This is a genomic window from Salmonella sp. 2020_1459 (genome assembly GCF_043847915.1).
In the GTDB taxonomy this organism is placed as follows: domain Bacteria; phylum Pseudomonadota; class Gammaproteobacteria; order Enterobacterales; family Enterobacteriaceae; genus Salmonella; species Salmonella enterica.
Genome location: NZ_JBCMFA010000002.1, coordinates 694,379 through 709,070, shown reverse-complemented (window position 1 = coordinate 709,070; position 14,692 = coordinate 694,379). Strand labels below are relative to the sequence as shown.

18 protein-coding genes are annotated in these 14,692 nt (G+C 52.2%); 7 read left to right on the top strand and 11 right to left on the bottom strand.

What is annotated here, in order from left to right; all coding sequences use genetic code 11:
- Positions 1-25: 25 nt before the first annotated feature.
- The 9 genes from ACH0VJ_RS08315 to ACH0VJ_RS08275 form a co-directional block, all read right to left on the bottom strand.
- On the bottom strand, positions 26-154 hold the full coding sequence (locus ACH0VJ_RS08315) for a GpE family phage tail protein (RefSeq protein ID WP_001185654.1): 129 nt from the start codon (positions 152-154) through the stop codon (positions 26-28).
- On the bottom strand, positions 114-431 hold the full coding sequence (locus ACH0VJ_RS08310; RefSeq protein WP_001003639.1) for a phage tail assembly protein: 318 nt from the start codon (positions 429-431) through the stop codon (positions 114-116). Before ACH0VJ_RS08310 ends, ACH0VJ_RS08315 begins: the two co-directional genes overlap by 41 nt.
- Positions 432-482: 51 nt before the next feature.
- On the bottom strand, positions 483-1,007 hold the full coding sequence (locus ACH0VJ_RS08305; RefSeq protein ID WP_000907494.1) for a phage major tail tube protein: 525 nt from the start codon (positions 1,005-1,007) through the stop codon (positions 483-485).
- The gene (locus tag ACH0VJ_RS08300) at positions 1,007-2,434 is read right to left on the bottom strand and encodes a phage tail sheath family protein (RefSeq protein WP_000729850.1); all 1,428 of its coding nucleotides are present in this window, start codon (positions 2,432-2,434) and stop codon (positions 1,007-1,009) included. Before ACH0VJ_RS08300 ends, ACH0VJ_RS08305 begins: the two co-directional genes overlap by 1 nt.
- Positions 2,424-2,621: a hypothetical protein gene (locus ACH0VJ_RS08295; RefSeq protein WP_000875314.1), complete on the bottom strand. Its 198-nt coding sequence runs from the start codon at positions 2,619-2,621 to the stop codon at positions 2,424-2,426. The genes ACH0VJ_RS08300 and ACH0VJ_RS08295 overlap by 11 nt, the downstream gene beginning before the upstream one ends.
- Positions 2,618-3,073 carry a Gp37 family protein gene (locus tag ACH0VJ_RS08290; protein ID WP_000449436.1) on the bottom strand — a complete coding sequence of 152 codons (456 nt, stop codon included), beginning with the start codon at positions 3,071-3,073 and terminating at the stop codon, positions 2,618-2,620. Before ACH0VJ_RS08290 ends, ACH0VJ_RS08295 begins: the two co-directional genes overlap by 4 nt.
- 159 nt (positions 3,074-3,232) lie before the next feature.
- Positions 3,233-3,547: a hypothetical protein gene (locus ACH0VJ_RS08285; RefSeq protein WP_000777268.1), complete on the bottom strand. Its 315-nt coding sequence runs from the start codon at positions 3,545-3,547 to the stop codon at positions 3,233-3,235.
- Between the two features lie 12 nt (positions 3,548-3,559).
- A complete protein-coding gene (locus tag ACH0VJ_RS08280) occupies positions 3,560-4,165 on the bottom strand; it encodes a lytic transglycosylase domain-containing protein (RefSeq protein WP_001270434.1) in 606 nt (201 codons plus the stop codon).
- Between the two features lie 2 nt (positions 4,166-4,167).
- Positions 4,168-4,455, bottom strand: a complete 288-nt coding sequence (locus ACH0VJ_RS08275; RefSeq protein ID WP_001226442.1) for a putative holin — start codon at positions 4,453-4,455, stop codon at positions 4,168-4,170.
- A gap of 575 nt (positions 4,456-5,030) precedes the next feature.
- On the opposite strand from ACH0VJ_RS08275, the gene ACH0VJ_RS08270 reads away from it, so the two are divergent.
- Positions 5,031-5,378 carry a Mor transcription activator family protein gene (locus tag ACH0VJ_RS08270; RefSeq protein ID WP_000615248.1) on the top strand — a complete coding sequence of 116 codons (348 nt, stop codon included), beginning with the start codon at positions 5,031-5,033 and terminating at the stop codon, positions 5,376-5,378.
- A 130-nt stretch (positions 5,379-5,508) separates the two neighbouring features.
- Here ACH0VJ_RS08270 and lysC read toward each other — a convergent pair whose 3' ends face one another.
- Positions 5,509-6,858 (bottom strand): lysine-sensitive aspartokinase 3, encoded by a 1,350-nt coding sequence (gene lysC, locus ACH0VJ_RS08265; RefSeq protein WP_000136400.1) that lies wholly within the window; start codon positions 6,856-6,858, stop codon positions 5,509-5,511.
- A gap of 344 nt (positions 6,859-7,202) precedes the next feature.
- On the opposite strand from lysC, the gene pgi reads away from it, so the two are divergent.
- The 6 genes from pgi (at position 7,203) to psiE (ending at position 13,623) form a co-directional block, all read left to right on the top strand.
- Positions 7,203-8,852: a glucose-6-phosphate isomerase gene (gene pgi / locus ACH0VJ_RS08260; protein ID WP_000790029.1), complete on the top strand. Its 1,650-nt coding sequence runs from the start codon at positions 7,203-7,205 to the stop codon at positions 8,850-8,852.
- 443 nt (positions 8,853-9,295) lie between these two features.
- Positions 9,296-9,538: an exopolysaccharide production protein YjbE gene (gene yjbE / locus ACH0VJ_RS08255; RefSeq protein ID WP_001541297.1), complete on the top strand. Its 243-nt coding sequence runs from the start codon at positions 9,296-9,298 to the stop codon at positions 9,536-9,538.
- 63 nt (positions 9,539-9,601) lie between these two features.
- Positions 9,602-10,240: a YjbF family lipoprotein gene (locus tag ACH0VJ_RS08250; protein WP_000824802.1), complete on the top strand. Its 639-nt coding sequence runs from the start codon at positions 9,602-9,604 to the stop codon at positions 10,238-10,240.
- A complete protein-coding gene (locus ACH0VJ_RS08245; RefSeq protein WP_000977970.1) occupies positions 10,237-10,974 on the top strand; it encodes a capsule biosynthesis GfcC family protein in 738 nt (245 codons plus the stop codon). The genes ACH0VJ_RS08250 and ACH0VJ_RS08245 overlap by 4 nt, the downstream gene beginning before the upstream one ends.
- Positions 10,974-13,070 (top strand): YjbH domain-containing protein, encoded by a 2,097-nt coding sequence (locus tag ACH0VJ_RS08240; RefSeq protein WP_000750804.1) that lies wholly within the window; start codon positions 10,974-10,976, stop codon positions 13,068-13,070. Before ACH0VJ_RS08245 ends, ACH0VJ_RS08240 begins: the two co-directional genes overlap by 1 nt.
- 142 nt (positions 13,071-13,212) lie before the next feature.
- Complete coding sequence (gene psiE / locus ACH0VJ_RS08235) at positions 13,213-13,623, top strand: phosphate-starvation-inducible protein PsiE (RefSeq protein ID WP_000982750.1); 411 nt, start codon at positions 13,213-13,215, stop codon at positions 13,621-13,623.
- A gap of 165 nt (positions 13,624-13,788) precedes the next feature.
- Here the strand turns inward: psiE and malG are convergent, their stop codons facing one another.
- Complete coding sequence (gene malG / locus ACH0VJ_RS08230) at positions 13,789-14,679, bottom strand: maltose ABC transporter permease MalG (protein WP_001252085.1); 891 nt, start codon at positions 14,677-14,679, stop codon at positions 13,789-13,791.
- Positions 14,680-14,692 lie beyond the last annotated feature (13 nt).

The window sequence follows — 14,692 nt, the reverse complement described above, 5'->3', positions numbered from 1 at the left end:
GCTTGGGTCAGGAAACCCGCAGGCATTAAGCCTGCGAGTCGTATTCGTGTTTAATTTGCGCGCTGGCTTCGTCCAGCCAGCAGGTAAAATCGTCAACCGACAGCGCGTCAATTTCACTGGGCGGAAAACGAAACCACCTCGCCAGCAGCGCCATTGCCTGCCACAGTTGCTGTGGGTTCTGTAGCCATGCTAAGCATGGCCTGAAATCGTTTCTGCAATGCCTGATAGTCCAGCAGATCCATTTCCGCCAGATCTTCGGTTACCAGCCCGGTCATAGCCGCCATCAGCGGCTCATCCCACTCTTCCGGTTTATCGCTGGCGCGTCGCGCGGCGCGCATATCTTTTACCTTCAGGCGACGTAATTGCAGAACGTCGATACGTTCCCCGGCGGCGGAGGTAAACGGAAATTGCAGGGTATATTTTTCGTTCATGGTGTAGTCCTTATTCGTCGTGTTAAATTCGGGGCCGTAGCCCCGAAGTAATTAACCGCCAATATTATTGCGGTAGGCATTTAATTGATCCGCGCCATTTACGCGGAAAATATTCGCCAGATAATCCAGTTCAAGAAGCGTTTCACCGTCAACCACCTGTTTAATATAAGTGCAGCCGAAGGCGCTGCTAAATTCCGGGTTTTCATTCTGTTTAAACGTTCCCAGCGGGTTCTTTTTAAACATTACGGTCATATGCGTCACCAGCGCTAACTGATCCGCTTTACCCTGCGAGTTATAACAATCGATGCTGGAGCGGCACTGCAATGCCACCGCCTGCCACGGATTTGCCGTTTTACGCATGACGTCGTGGTAAAACGAGTTCCATTTAATTTCACCTTCCAGTTTGTCAAAACCGGCAGGCAGTTCAATTTTACCGACCATCCCCAGCGCTTTATGCTCCTGCATAATCATGCTGATATCAGGCAGTTTAATTTCACTCGCGCGACCTAAAAGATTATTACCATCAAGATAAATATTGGCGTTGGTAATACGGTTAATTTGAATTTTTCCAGCCATTAGCGATTGCTCTCCAGAGAAACTAAATATTCAGAGGTAATTTCGGTTTCAAACGTCAGACATTCCAGCGGCGGCGGCGGAGTGAATTTGTAGCTCAGCAACAGATGCCCGGCTGCCAGTTCAGTCTGTTCGTTACGCGCCGGGTCGTACCAGCATTCAAAACCCAACAGCGCGCCGTCGGCAATCAGCTTGCGGCCCCAGGTGTTCACCGATTCGGTTAGCGCGTCGATCAGCGCCTGATTAATCGGCATATCCATATACTGCTGGCTGAAATAGCGAATGGATTCGTTAATCACATCACCAGTACGGCGCACGTTCTCAAAGTTACGCATATGAGTAACCGTCGGCCAGGCGGCGGTACGGTTACCCCACAGGCGCAAACCGGAGCCATAGCTGTTGAAGACGGTGGTGATGCCGTTTTCATTCAGTTGATTCACTTCGCTTTGCGGATCGTCGATCATCGCTGACAGCGAGCGCTCTACGCCGGTAATGCCCTGAATTTCCTGATTGGAGTTGCTCCACCAGAAGCCTTTTTCCAGATCCACTTTGGCACGCAGGCCAGCGGCGCGGGAGGAGAGCGGCTCCAGGACTTCGCTGTCCGTCGCGCTGTCGTACACTTTAACGTGCGGATAGCACAGACGCGCGCGATCGGAACTGGTATTGAAGTTAATCGCCCCCTGCGGGCCGCGCCCTGCCAGAACCTGCTGGAAAGTCGTGCCGATGGGCGCATCAATGTAGGTAATGGCTCCCAGCGCTTCTGCCTGAGCGATAAGCTTAACGGCGACCGAGTTTTGCGTACAAAAGACCGGCGCAATCAGGATCTTCGCGTAAAAACCAAACTGGTTCCAGGTGTCCTGTAACAGCTTCATGCCGGTACGGTCACCCGCCGTGTTTACCGCGCCAACAATATCGGCGGCAGTCACTTTGGTGGGGTCCGCGTAAGTATAATTTACATAGGCCTGAACGCCGGGTTTCAGGTTGGTCCCCATGCAGGTGATTTTACCGGTCAGCATATCAATGGTGTAATCGGTGCCTTTGATATAAGCGTTTCCGGCGTTCGTGCTGCGGCCAATGTTCATCGTTTGCACGGCCCCGTGCTTGAGTTGAATCTGACCGTTGTCATCAACCTTCACGGTTTCACTGGGAATGGTACTTTTGTGTACCGCCGGATTCAGCACGTTAATCACCACGACCGTCCCTGCGCCGTGATCGTAGATCGCCTTCAGCGCCTGCGGGATGGTGAAATTTGCCAGACCTGGGCCAAACTGTGCCGCGTCGCTTTCAGAAAGGCACAGCGTCGGCTGGTTAACCGGGCCGCATGGCGCGGTGCCGATCAGACCAATAACCGCAGATTTAACCGCCTTAACCGGACGTGGGCCGGTTTCGATCTCAATGGTCTCTACACCGTGCAGGTAATTAGCTGCCATGGACAATTTCCTCTTCATTAGTTTCTACTTCTTGCGTAACCACTGGCACCAGGTGACGGCGGGCAATCATGGTGATTACCCACTCGTTATCTTCCGGCAGCGAGATTTCGCTATTGGGCCACAGTAAGACTTCCTGACCGTCGGCGAGCGTGACGCCGCTTGCCGGGCCACTGTAGATATATTTCATTGAATTTCCTCATAATTAACGACTGTAAGCAGGGGGGAGTCCTTGCTTTCCTGTTCCGCGATAAACAGGGTGCTGGCGGTCATATCCAGGGCGTAACGGCAGAAGTTTGCGGCGTCGCCGATATATTTTTCGCTTTCCAGCCAGAGCGGACGATCGCAGTCGGGAAGTTCAATGCCCCCCAACGAACGACGTAGACGATCCAGCGCGTTTATCGCGTCACTTATTTGCGGAACAATAACGGTGGCGGAAATCCGGATTAGTTGTTTTTGTACCGTGGCATTCGTATTTTCTGGGGCGGTAAAAACCGAACCGCAGTAGTGAATTAATACCGTTACCTGCTGTCCTGTTGGGATATATACTTTCGCATCGGTTGATGAAATATGTATATCCATATCAGGGTTTAATTCACGTAGTCTATTCGCCACGGTATGTATAACAGATAATGTTTCCATATACGGTTTTCCTTGATTTACCGGGAGAGATAATATTCTCTCTTCGTTATCGTTCAGACGTATTTTGATGTATCAGGCATCAGGCGTCTTTTAATCTCCTTTAGAGAAAAAAGTTAAAACAAATAAAAAATCCCCGGCGTATAAACGACGGGGATTTGTTTAATGGTTACCTCGTTGAATCAGTTCTATTTTGCTATATAGCGCATCCAGTTTTGCTTCCAGAACGGCCTGGCCGCGAAGATAATCCTCGCGGCGGACATAATGCAGCGGCAGATCGGCGCGGAACTCCAGAAATTCTCTTTCGAGCCTGGACCAGCCTATTTCTGATTCGCGCCGGGCAGCTTCCAGTGCTTCAAAACGTTCATTCAGCCGTTTTTCAATTTGCGCCAGCAGCAATTTACCGGCGGCAAACATTAATCCAACAAACGAAAGTAAGAGGGAGATGACTTCCCAAAAATCGATACTGAGTTTCATTACTCCCTCTGATTAATGAATGCAGCTAGCCTGCCCCCATTGCAAATAACGGGGAGCATGTTGGTATAAAATCGCTTTGGGATAGTGACGATTCTCGCGCCAGTTTGCGGCGCTGCGCCCGGCGTTAACGCGTTCTACATGTTCAAACCAGATGGACGCATCCAACCCCTTTGCAGCGGCCAGCCTTTTATCTCTGTTCACCCAGCCTTGCCCGCCGTTATAGGCGCTCAGAGTGAAAGCCATTCGCTGGCAGCTATTTTTTGCTGACACGCTTTTCCACAACTGGCGGTCATACTGTACCAGCGCGCGTATCGCCCAGGCGGGATTAAACGGCTTGTTCTCGCGAAGCGCTGGGTACAACTGGCTTACCCATTTTGCCGTTGCAGGCATAAATTGCGCCATACCCTGCGCGCCAGCCGGAGAAAGCGCGTCAGGCGCCCAGCCGGATTCCTGATGTAGTTGCCCGGCAAAATCAGCAACGGGGGCGTTAAGCCCCCAGATTTCGCGCGCGGTACGAATCACTTCGTTGCGCCATTGCAGAGAAGCGCGCGGCGGTTCGGCAGCGTCGGCAGACAAGAAAGACATAGCGCAGACCAGGCATACGTATTGATAACGCATCGTTACAGCCCCAGCGCGACGGCAAGGCAAATTGCCGCAACGATGATCGCGCGACGAATCATCGCCGCGGCGCAGCACAGCGATTCTTCCCAGGGGCAAAAGGAGTCGGGACGTGCCCAGGGGAAAAGACTACGGTCGAGCCAGTAACCCAGCACCGCTGATAACGAAACCAGGCTGAGTTTATAGATGACGACCGGAATTTGCGCTGATGATGTCCAGCCGATAAGCGCAAACAGTACGACAGAGGCAACCAGCCAGCCGGAAAGTCGGGGAACAATAATTTTTCGCATACTCTATCTCCTGATAATTGAGAGAGAAGTATCGCTTTTCCCCATAGTGGAAGAACGAAAAGGGCTTTAATAAATAACTTTAAAAAATGTTTAGGGCATGGTGTCAAATGCCAACAAATAAACGAATAAATAAAGCTTTCGGGGCAGGGGGTAGAGGTTGCCTGCGGAGAGTCAGTATGTGTCTGTGGCAGGCTACGATGGCGGTATTGCTGCGTCATAATAATCTTTGATTAAAATTATCTTATTGATTTTTAAAGTCAGTTTAAAAATTCACGCGATTGTGAGGAAAGCAATCTTTTTGATCGAACGCAGAAAAAAATGCAAAAAATTAACTGTATATACATACAGTATTGTGTAAAATGATGACATCAGTGAAGGCTTACTTCACCTATAAAATAAATACATATTATAAATTGAAAACGATATATATATTTTTTTAATTTATAATTAAATGCGTTGATAGTAAATATTTATATATATTTTGAATGTATTGATAGGTAGTTATTGCACCATTTTTTACGCTTTCCTTTTTGGTGTCGTCACGGGAAGCATGGTGCTGGATATGGAGATAAAATATGATTCAGAAATCAAAAGAAATGGTTCGGCTTCCGGAGATTATTAACGATCTGGCGTTTCATGCGTCGCAGGTACTTATTGAAAGCATGAATATTGATAGCGCGTCAGCCGAAAATGCCGGTCAGGCAATTGCTGACAGAATGATGCGCAACTGGGGCGGGCAAAGCATTTATTTCCCCAAAGGTATCTCTGGTCGAGCCTCGGAACGGGATTATCAGATTTACAGCGAGTGCGATGGGCGTAATTATGCGGAGCTGGCCAAAAAGTACAATTTGACACTGCAGTGGATCTATAAAATCGTTAAGCGGGTCCACACGGAAAAACAGCACCAGCGGCGTATGCTGTAAGCGATATCGGGTATGGCGTATAGCGACAAGCGCTATACGCCGGGAGCTGCGACAGGCCGGATAAGGCGCTTGCGTCGCCATCCGGCAGCGTATTGCCTGATAGCGCTCACCCGCTGTCGTGTCAGGGCGATTATTCAAATAAGTTCTGATGTAGCTTTTGCACCACTTTCTCGGCATCGTCTCCCGGCACGAGGAAGCACAGATTGTGGCTGGAGGCGCCGTAACAAATCATGCGAATGTTGAACGGTTCCAGGACGCCAAACACTTCTTTACCAACACCGCAGGCTTTTGACAGGTTGTTGCCAATCAGCGCGACCAGCGCCAGTCCTTCTTCAACTTCGACCCGACACAGCGCGGAAAGCTCCATCAATAAGGATTGGGTCAGTAACGTATCGCCCGTGGAGGTGGAGCCGGTAGTATCCAGCGTCAGCGCGACGCTCACCTCCGAAGTGGTAATCAGATCTACCGAAATATTATGCCGCGCCAGAATGCCGAACACCTCTGCCAGGAAACCTCGTGAGTGCAGCATATTCAGGCTGTGCAGCGTCAATAGCGTTTGATTGCGGCGCAGCGCCAGCGCGCGGAACAGCGGCGGGTTTTGGGTTTTATTGCACACCAGCGTACCGCCCGCTTGCGGATCTTTACTGGAGCCAACGAAGACCGGGATATCGCTACGCACGGCCGGGAGTAAGGTGGCTGGATGCAGTACTTTTGCGCCGAAGGTTGCCATCTCCGCCGCTTCTTCAAAGTCGATTTCATCAATTCGCTGCGCGACGGGCACTACGCGCGGGTCGGTGGTGTAAATACCGGGCACATCTGTCCAGATATCAACCCGCGCGGCATGGAGCGCTTCAGCCAGCAACGCTGCCGTATAGTCGCTGCCGCCGCGGCCTAACGTCGTGGTGCGGCCTTTGCTTTCACTGCCGATAAAGCCCTGAGTAATGACCAACGTTTCGCTCAGGCGCGGGAGCAACTGCTGCGCGGCCAGTTCCGCAAGCGCTGCGACGTCCGGTTCCGCACGACCAAAGCGATCGCTGGTACGCATCACTTTGCGCACGTCGAACCAGTGGGCCTGTACGTCGCGTTCACGCAGGATCTCAACAAATAGCAGGGTAGACATCAGCTCGCCGTGGCTGACCAGTTCATCGGTCAGGGCTGCCGATGTCGCCAGCGATGCCGCCTCCGCCAGAATAGTGATGTTTTCCAGCAGGCGTTCAATCTCTTCGCGAATGACATTCGGATGACGCAGACGATCAAGGATATCGAACTGGATTTTACGGATGGCGTCGAGCGTAGCGAAACGTTCGCCGGGCTCCATCCCTTCGGCCAGCGCCACCAGCAGGTTAGTGATGCCGGCAGACGCGGAAAGCACGACTAAACGAACATTGGTGTCGGAAAGTACGATATCCGCGCTACGGTTCATGGCGTCAAAATCAGCGACGCTGGTACCGCCAAATTTGGAAACAACGATCTCTGTCATATCAACCTCGTGTCAGGAAATGAAAAACGCGACCATGGCACAAGGGCAGAACAGAAACCGGTGCAGGCGCAAATGCAAGTAACGTATTTATAAATAAAAGTTGTGGCCTGGACTGTCAACGTTGGGATTATGCGGATTTTTTATGCTGAGTTTAGGCTCAGTAACAGCGCTTATAACCCCGATACCCATTTGCCGCCTTTCTGCACCTCGAATTATTTAGGGTATATACTTTTTATCCTCATTCGACAGTGCCTGGGGCAACGGCACTAAAACAATCACACTTTTCTGTGACTGGCGTTACAATCGATCCCAGTCACAATTCTCAAATCAGAAGAGTATTGCTAATGAAAAACATCAATCCAACGCAGACTTCTGCCTGGCAGGCGCTCCAGAAACACTACGATGAAATGAAAGACGTTACGATCGCTGAGCTTTTCGCGAACGATAGCGACCGTTTCGCTAAATTTTCCGCGACGTTTGACGATCTGATGCTGGTGGATTTCTCCAAAAACCGCATCACCGAAGAGACGCTGGCAAAATTACAGGATCTGGCGAAAGAGACCGATCTGGCCGGCGCGATTAAATCCATGTTCTCCGGCGAGAAGATCAACCGCACCGAAGACCGCGCCGTGCTGCACGTGGCGCTGCGTAACCGTAGCAATACGCCGATCATCGTGGACGGCAAAGATGTGATGCCGGAAGTGAACGCCGTGCTTGAGAAGATGAAAACTTTCTCGCAAGCGATTATCTCCGGTCAGTGGAAAGGCTACACCGGTAAGGCCATCACCGACGTGGTGAACATCGGTATCGGCGGTTCCGACCTCGGCCCGTTCATGGTGACCGAAGCGCTGCGTCCGTATAAAAACCATCTGAACATGCACTTCGTCTCTAACGTCGATGGCACCCACATCGCTGAAGTGCTGAAGAAAGTGAACCCTGAAACCACGCTGTTCCTGGTCGCTTCTAAAACTTTCACCACCCAGGAAACCATGACCAACGCCCACAGCGCGCGCGACTGGTTCCTGAAAACTGCAGGCGATGAAAAACACGTGGCGAAACACTTTGCTGCGCTCTCCACCAACGCCAAAGCGGTCAGCGAATTTGGTATCGACACGGCCAATATGTTCGAGTTCTGGGACTGGGTCGGTGGTCGTTACTCGCTGTGGTCTGCCATCGGGCTGTCCATTATTCTGTCCGTCGGTTTCGACAACTTTGTCGAGCTGCTTTCCGGCGCGCACGCGATGGACAAGCATTTCTCCACCACTCCGGCGGAGAAAAACCTACCCATTCTGCTGGCGTTGATTGGCATCTGGTACAACAATTTCTTCGGCGCGGAAACCGAAGCCATTCTGCCGTACGACCAGTATATGCACCGTTTCGCCGCCTACTTCCAGCAGGGTAACATGGAATCCAACGGTAAATACGTTGACCGTAACGGCAACGCCGTGGATTACCAGACAGGCCCAATTATCTGGGGCGAACCAGGCACCAACGGTCAGCACGCGTTTTATCAATTGATTCACCAGGGTACTAAAATGGTGCCGTGTGATTTTATCGCCCCGGCTATCACCCATAACCCGCTATCCGATCATCATCAGAAGCTGCTGTCTAACTTCTTCGCGCAGACCGAAGCGCTGGCGTTTGGTAAATCCCGCGAGGTGGTTGAGCAGGAATATCGCGATCAGGGGAAAGATCCGGCGCAGCTTGAACACGTTGTGCCATTCAAAGTGTTTGAAGGCAACCGCCCGACCAACTCTATCCTGCTGCGCGAAATTACGCCGTTCAGCCTGGGCGCACTGATTGCGTTGTATGAGCATAAAATCTTTACGCAGGGCGTCATCCTGAACATCTTTACTTTCGACCAGTGGGGCGTTGAGTTGGGTAAACAGTTGGCTAACCGTATTCTGCCGGAGTTGGGCGATGATAAAGCTATTTCGTCCCATGATAGCTCTACTAACGGTCTGATTAACCGTTATAAAGCCTGGCGCGCCTGATGGCACTGCGCTTATCCGGTCTACGTAATGCATAGCGTCTGTAGGCCGGGTAAGGCGTTTCGCCGCCATCCGGCAAAAAGAGAATAAGATAATAAAAAGGCCGATATTCACATCGGCTTTTTTTATAAGATAATTCCGCTTGTCCGTCTTTATCCCCAAAATTTTATATTGAGCTTAATCCTAAAATAAGCAATAACCAGAAAATCACTCTGCGTTATTTTCAGATTATACGGATGCTGATGTCTTTTAGTTTAATTTTAACTTATTGATTTTATTTGTTTGTTAATTAAATGATGTAGGCGTTACTTCTTTAAAGTTTAATTATCCTAAAACTTCGATGTTATTTCTCCCGGGCATAATCCGCCTGCTTTGGTTGTGTATACTCGGTAGCGCCCGAAATTCTTTTGGGTAAATCTCCATTCATTCAATGAAGGGAAATTATGATGAAAAAAGTACTGTATGGCATTTTTGCCATAACCGCGCTTGCGGCGACATCTGTCTCGGCAGCCCCCGTTCAGGTGGGTGAAGCGGCAGGGTCGGCAGCGACGTCGGTATCGGCGGGAAGCTCCTCCGCTACCAGCGTTAGCACCGTAAGTTCGGCGGTGGGCGTCGCGTTAGCGGCAACCGGCGGCGGCGATGGTTCCAATACCGGAACCACGACCACCACGACCACCAGTACCCAGTAGTATCGGTACGTTTAACCATAACCACACTCCGGTGTGGTTATTTTGCCCCTCTGGAGAAGCGTCGTGAAGCGACTCGCACTTATCCTGATTTGCCTGCTATTACAGGCGTGTTCGGCCACCACCAAAGGCCTGGGCGATTCACTGTGGGACAGTTTGTTCGGTACGCCAGGCGTACAGCTAACGGATGACGATATTCAAAACATGCCTTATGCCAGCCAGTACATGCAGCTTAACGGCGGTCCTCAACTGTTTGTGGTGCTCGCTTTCTCGGAAAACGGGCAGCAGAAATGGGTGACGCAGGATGGCGCGACGATCGTGACGCAGCATGGCCGTCTGGTCAAAACTCTGCTCGGCGGCGACAACCTGATCGATGTGAATAATCTGGCGACCGACCCGCTGGCGAAACCAGGACAGATTATCGATGGCGCGACCTGGACTCGCACCCTGGGCTGGACCGAACATCGCCAGGTGCGTTACGCCACCGCCCGTTCCGTTTTTACATGGCGAGGGACCGATAGCGTTAGCGTCGGCAGTGAAGAGACCGCCGTGCGGGTGCTGGATGAAGAAGTGACGACCGATCAAACGCGCTGGCGTAATCGCTACTGGGTTGATAGCGAAGGCCAAATTCGCCAGACGGAACAGTATCTGGGCGCGAATTACTTTCCGGTGAAAACCACGCTGATTAAGGCGGCAAAATCATGATGAAAAGGACGATAAGCGCGCTGGCGCTGGCCTTTGTCGCGTCATCCGCCTTTGCCAGCGGCACTGTTACCGTTTTTACCCAGGGTAATAGCGAGCCTAAAACGCTGACAGACGCTGAGCGTCTGCTCGATTTAGTCGGACAGCCGCGCCTGGCAACGAGCTGGTGGCCTGCGGCGGTGATAGGCGAAGAACAGGCGACCGTGACGGCGCGTCAGCAGCAGCAGGAACTTCTCGGGCGACTGGCGGCGCTCGGCGCTGAGGAAGACGGCGATGCGGCGGCGGCGATAAACACACTGCGCCGACAGATTCAGGCGGTGAAGGTGACGGGCAGACAATTCGTGAATCTTGATCCTGACGTGGTGCGGGTGAGCGAACGTGGTAACCCGCCGCTGCAAGGTCACTACACGCTCTGGGTCGGGCCGCAACCCACGCAGGTGACGCTCTTTGGCTTGATTAGCCAGCCGGGCAGCCAGCCGTTCGTCCCTGGGCGGGACGTCGCCAGTTATCTTGAGGATCAGCGCTTACTCAGCGGCGCGGATCGTAGCTATGCCTGGGTGGTTTACCCTGATGGACGCAGCCAAAAAGCGCCGGTGGCTTACTGGAATAAACGTCATATCGAGCCAATGCCCGGCAGCATTATTTTTGTCGGTTTTGCCGATTCCCTTTGGCGCGGCACGCCGAAGGCGATAAATGCCGACATTCTTCATACCCTGACGCAGCGGATACCGGAATAATGAAAAAAACACATCTGCTCAGCGTGCTGGCGCTGGGTATTAGCGCGGCCTGCCATGCCGAAACATATCCAGCCCCTGTTGGGCCTTCACAATCTGACTTTGGCGGCGTGGGCCTGCTGCAAACGCCGACAGCGCGTATGGCGCGTGAAGGGGAGATGAGCCTGAACTATCGTGATAACGATCAGTACCGCTACTACTCGGCTTCGGTTCAGCTTTTCCCGTGGCTGGAAACCACGTTGCGCTATACCGATGTCCGTACGAAAAAGTACAGCAGCGTGGAATCATTCTCCGGCGACCAGACTTACAAAGATAAAGCGTTTGATGTGAAACTGCGGTTGTGGGAAGAGAGTTACTGGATGCCGCAGGTGGCGGTTGGCGCGCGCGATATCGGCGGGACGGGGCTGTTTGATGCGGAATATATTGTAGCGAGTAAGGCCTGGGGGCCATTTGATTTTTCATTAGGTCTCGGCTGGGGCTATCTTGGCACCAGCGGCAATGTGTCTAATCCTTTCTGTTCGTATAGTGATAAATTCTGTTCGCGTGATAACAGCTATAAAGAGGCAGGTTCCGTCGACGGTAGCGATATGTTTCACGGCCCGGCCTCGCTGTTTGGCGGCGTAGAATACCAGACCCCGTGGCAACCGCTACGCCTGAAGCTGGAGTATGAAGGCAATAACTATCAGCAGGATTTTGCGGGTAAACTGGAACAGAAGAGCAAGTTTAACGTCGGCGCCATTTACCGCGTCACCGATTGGGCCGACGTTAACCTCAGCTACGAGCGCGGCAACACCTTTATGTTTGGCGTTACGCTGCGCACCAATTTCAACGATTTACGTCCCGCGTATCATGACAATTCACGCCCGCAATACCGACCACAGCCGCAGGATGCCATCCTGCAACATTCGGTAGTGGCTAATCAATTAACGTTATTGAAATATAATGCCGGTCTGGCGGACCCGAAAATCCAGGTCAAAGGCGATACGCTGTACGTTACCGGCGAACAGGTGAAGTACCGCGACTCCCGTGAAGGGATCGTGCGCGCTAACCGGATCGTCATGAACGATCTGCCGGAGGGGATCCGCACGATCCGCGTGACGGAAAACCGCCTTAATCTGCCGCAGGTCACCACTGAAACCGATGTCGCCAGCCTGAAACGCCATCTGGAAGGCGAACCGCTGGGACATGAAACTCCGCTGGCGCAAAAACGCGTGGAGCCGATCGTGCCAGAGAGTACTGAACAGGGTTGGTATATCGACAAGTCGCGCGTTGATTTTCATCTTGATCCCGTGCTGAATCAGTCGGTAGGCGGCCCGGAAAACTTCTATATGTATCAGCTGGGCGTAATGGGAACTGCGGATCTGTGGGTCACGGATCATCTGCTCACCACGGGCAGCGTGTTTGCCAATATCGCCAACAACTACGACAAATTTAACTACACCAATCCGCCGAAGGACTCGCATCTGCCGCGGGTGCGTACGCATGTCCGTGAGTATGTGCAGAACGATGTTTATGTGAATAACCTACAGGCCAACTACTTCCAGTATTTTGGCAATGGTTTCTATGGGCAGGTCTATGGCGGTTATCTGGAGACCATGTTTGGCGGTGCCGGGGCGGAAGTCCTGTATCGCCCGGTAGACAGCAATTGGGCGTTTGGCCTGGATGCCAACTACGTGAAACAGCGTGACTGGCGTAGCGCGCAGGATATGATGAAGTTTACCGATTACAGCGTGAAGACCGGACATTTGACCGCATACTGGACGCCGTCGTTCGCCCAGGATGTGCTGGTGAAAGCCAGCGTTGGTCAGTATCTGGCGGGCGATAAAGGCGGTACGCTGGAGATCGCCAAACGCTTCGATAGCGGCGTCGTTGTCGGCGGTTACGCGACGATTACCGATGCGTCGCCGGATGAATATGGGGAAGGGGATTTTACCAAAGGCGTATATGTTTCCGTGCCGCTGGATATCTTCTCGTCCGGCCCAACCCGAAGTCGTGCGGCAATTGGCTGGACGCCGCTGACGCGTGACGGTGGTCAACAGCTTGGCCGTAAGTTTGGCCTGTATGATATGACCAGTGACAGGAGCGTAAATTTCCGTTAATACTCAGGCCGGATAAGGCGTTCACGGCGCTATCCGGCAAATTATCTTATTGAACAAAATATAAACATAAATAAAAAATATAGATGCCCGTCACATTTGTGCGTTATACAGAAACCTCGCCGCAGAGAAAGAGGGGGCTGTTATGATGCCATTATCGCGCTCACGTCTTGAGTTTATCGCCACGATTTTACAAAACGTACTAAATTTGGGGCTGCTTACCCTCGGCCTGATCCTGGTCGTTTTTCTCGGTAAAGAGACGGTTCATCTGGCGGATGCATTATTCGTGCCTGAGCAAGCCAGCAAATATGAACTGGTGGAAGGGCTGGTGATCTACTTTCTTTATTTCGAATTTATTGCGCTGATTGTGAAGTACTTTAAGTCTGGCTTTCACTTTCCGCTGCGCTATTTCGTGTACATTGGGATCACGGCGATTGTGCGCCTGATCATTGTCGATCATAAAACGCCAATGGATGTATTACTCTATTCGGCGGCGATCCTCCTGTTGGTTATCACGTTGTGGTTATGTAATTCGAACCGACTACGGCGAGAATAGGCGTCGCCACACCGTAACGGACGTATGGCGTGGCAATAAATCAGCTGCTGTCTATAACGCATAAAAAAAGCGCTCCGAAGAGCGCCAAAATACGACCATAAGTGGGGATAACATAACTTGAGGGCAGTGGCATTGCCCGTTGCCGGGCAGGTACTTCGATAAAACTTAACCTTTCACACCCCCAGCCGTCAGGCCGTTGACCAGCCAACGTTGCGCCAACAGGAACACCAGGGTGATAGGAATAGCTGAAAGGACGGCGGCGGCGGCAAAGTCGCCCCACAAATAGTTTTGCGGGTTGAGATATTGCTGCATACCCACGGCCAGCGTATAGCTGTCCACATCGCGCAGTAACAACGAGGCGACCGGAACTTCGGTAATCGCTGCGATGAACGACAGAATAAACACCACCGCCAGAATCGGTACGGAAAGCGGCAGCAGCACCAGGCGAAACGCCTGCCACGGGGTTGCGCCATCCAGCGCGGCGGCCTCTTCCAGCGAACTGTCGATAGTTTCGAAGTAGCCTTTAATCGTCCAGACATGCAGCGCGATGCCGCCAAGATAGGCGAAGATCACGCCGCCATGCGTATTCAGACCGATAAATGGAATGTATTGTCCCAGGCGATCAAATAACGCATACAGCGCTACCAGAGACAAAACCGCCGGAAACATCTGGAAAATCAGCATCCCTTTGAGCAGTGTTGCTTTACCTGGAAAACGCATTCGTGCGAAAGCGTAGGCGCAGGTGGTGGAGAGCGCCACGATGCCGATGGCGGTAATACCGGCGATTTTCACCGAGTTCCACAGCCACAGCAGGACCGGGAAGGGAGGCGGCGTTACCCGACCATCCGCATGTTCCACGCTGAAACCCAGCGCCAGCCGCCAGTGTTCCCAGGAGATTTTATCCGGGATCAGGCTTCCGGTGGCGAAGTTCCCTTCACGTAGCGAGATAGCGATGACCATCAGCAGCGGGAACATAATCGCTGCGATGAAAATCAGCAGCCCCAGGTGCGTGATGAGGAGACGCAGTTTCTGAGATTTGGGTTGGACCATAGCCATTGTTATTATCTCC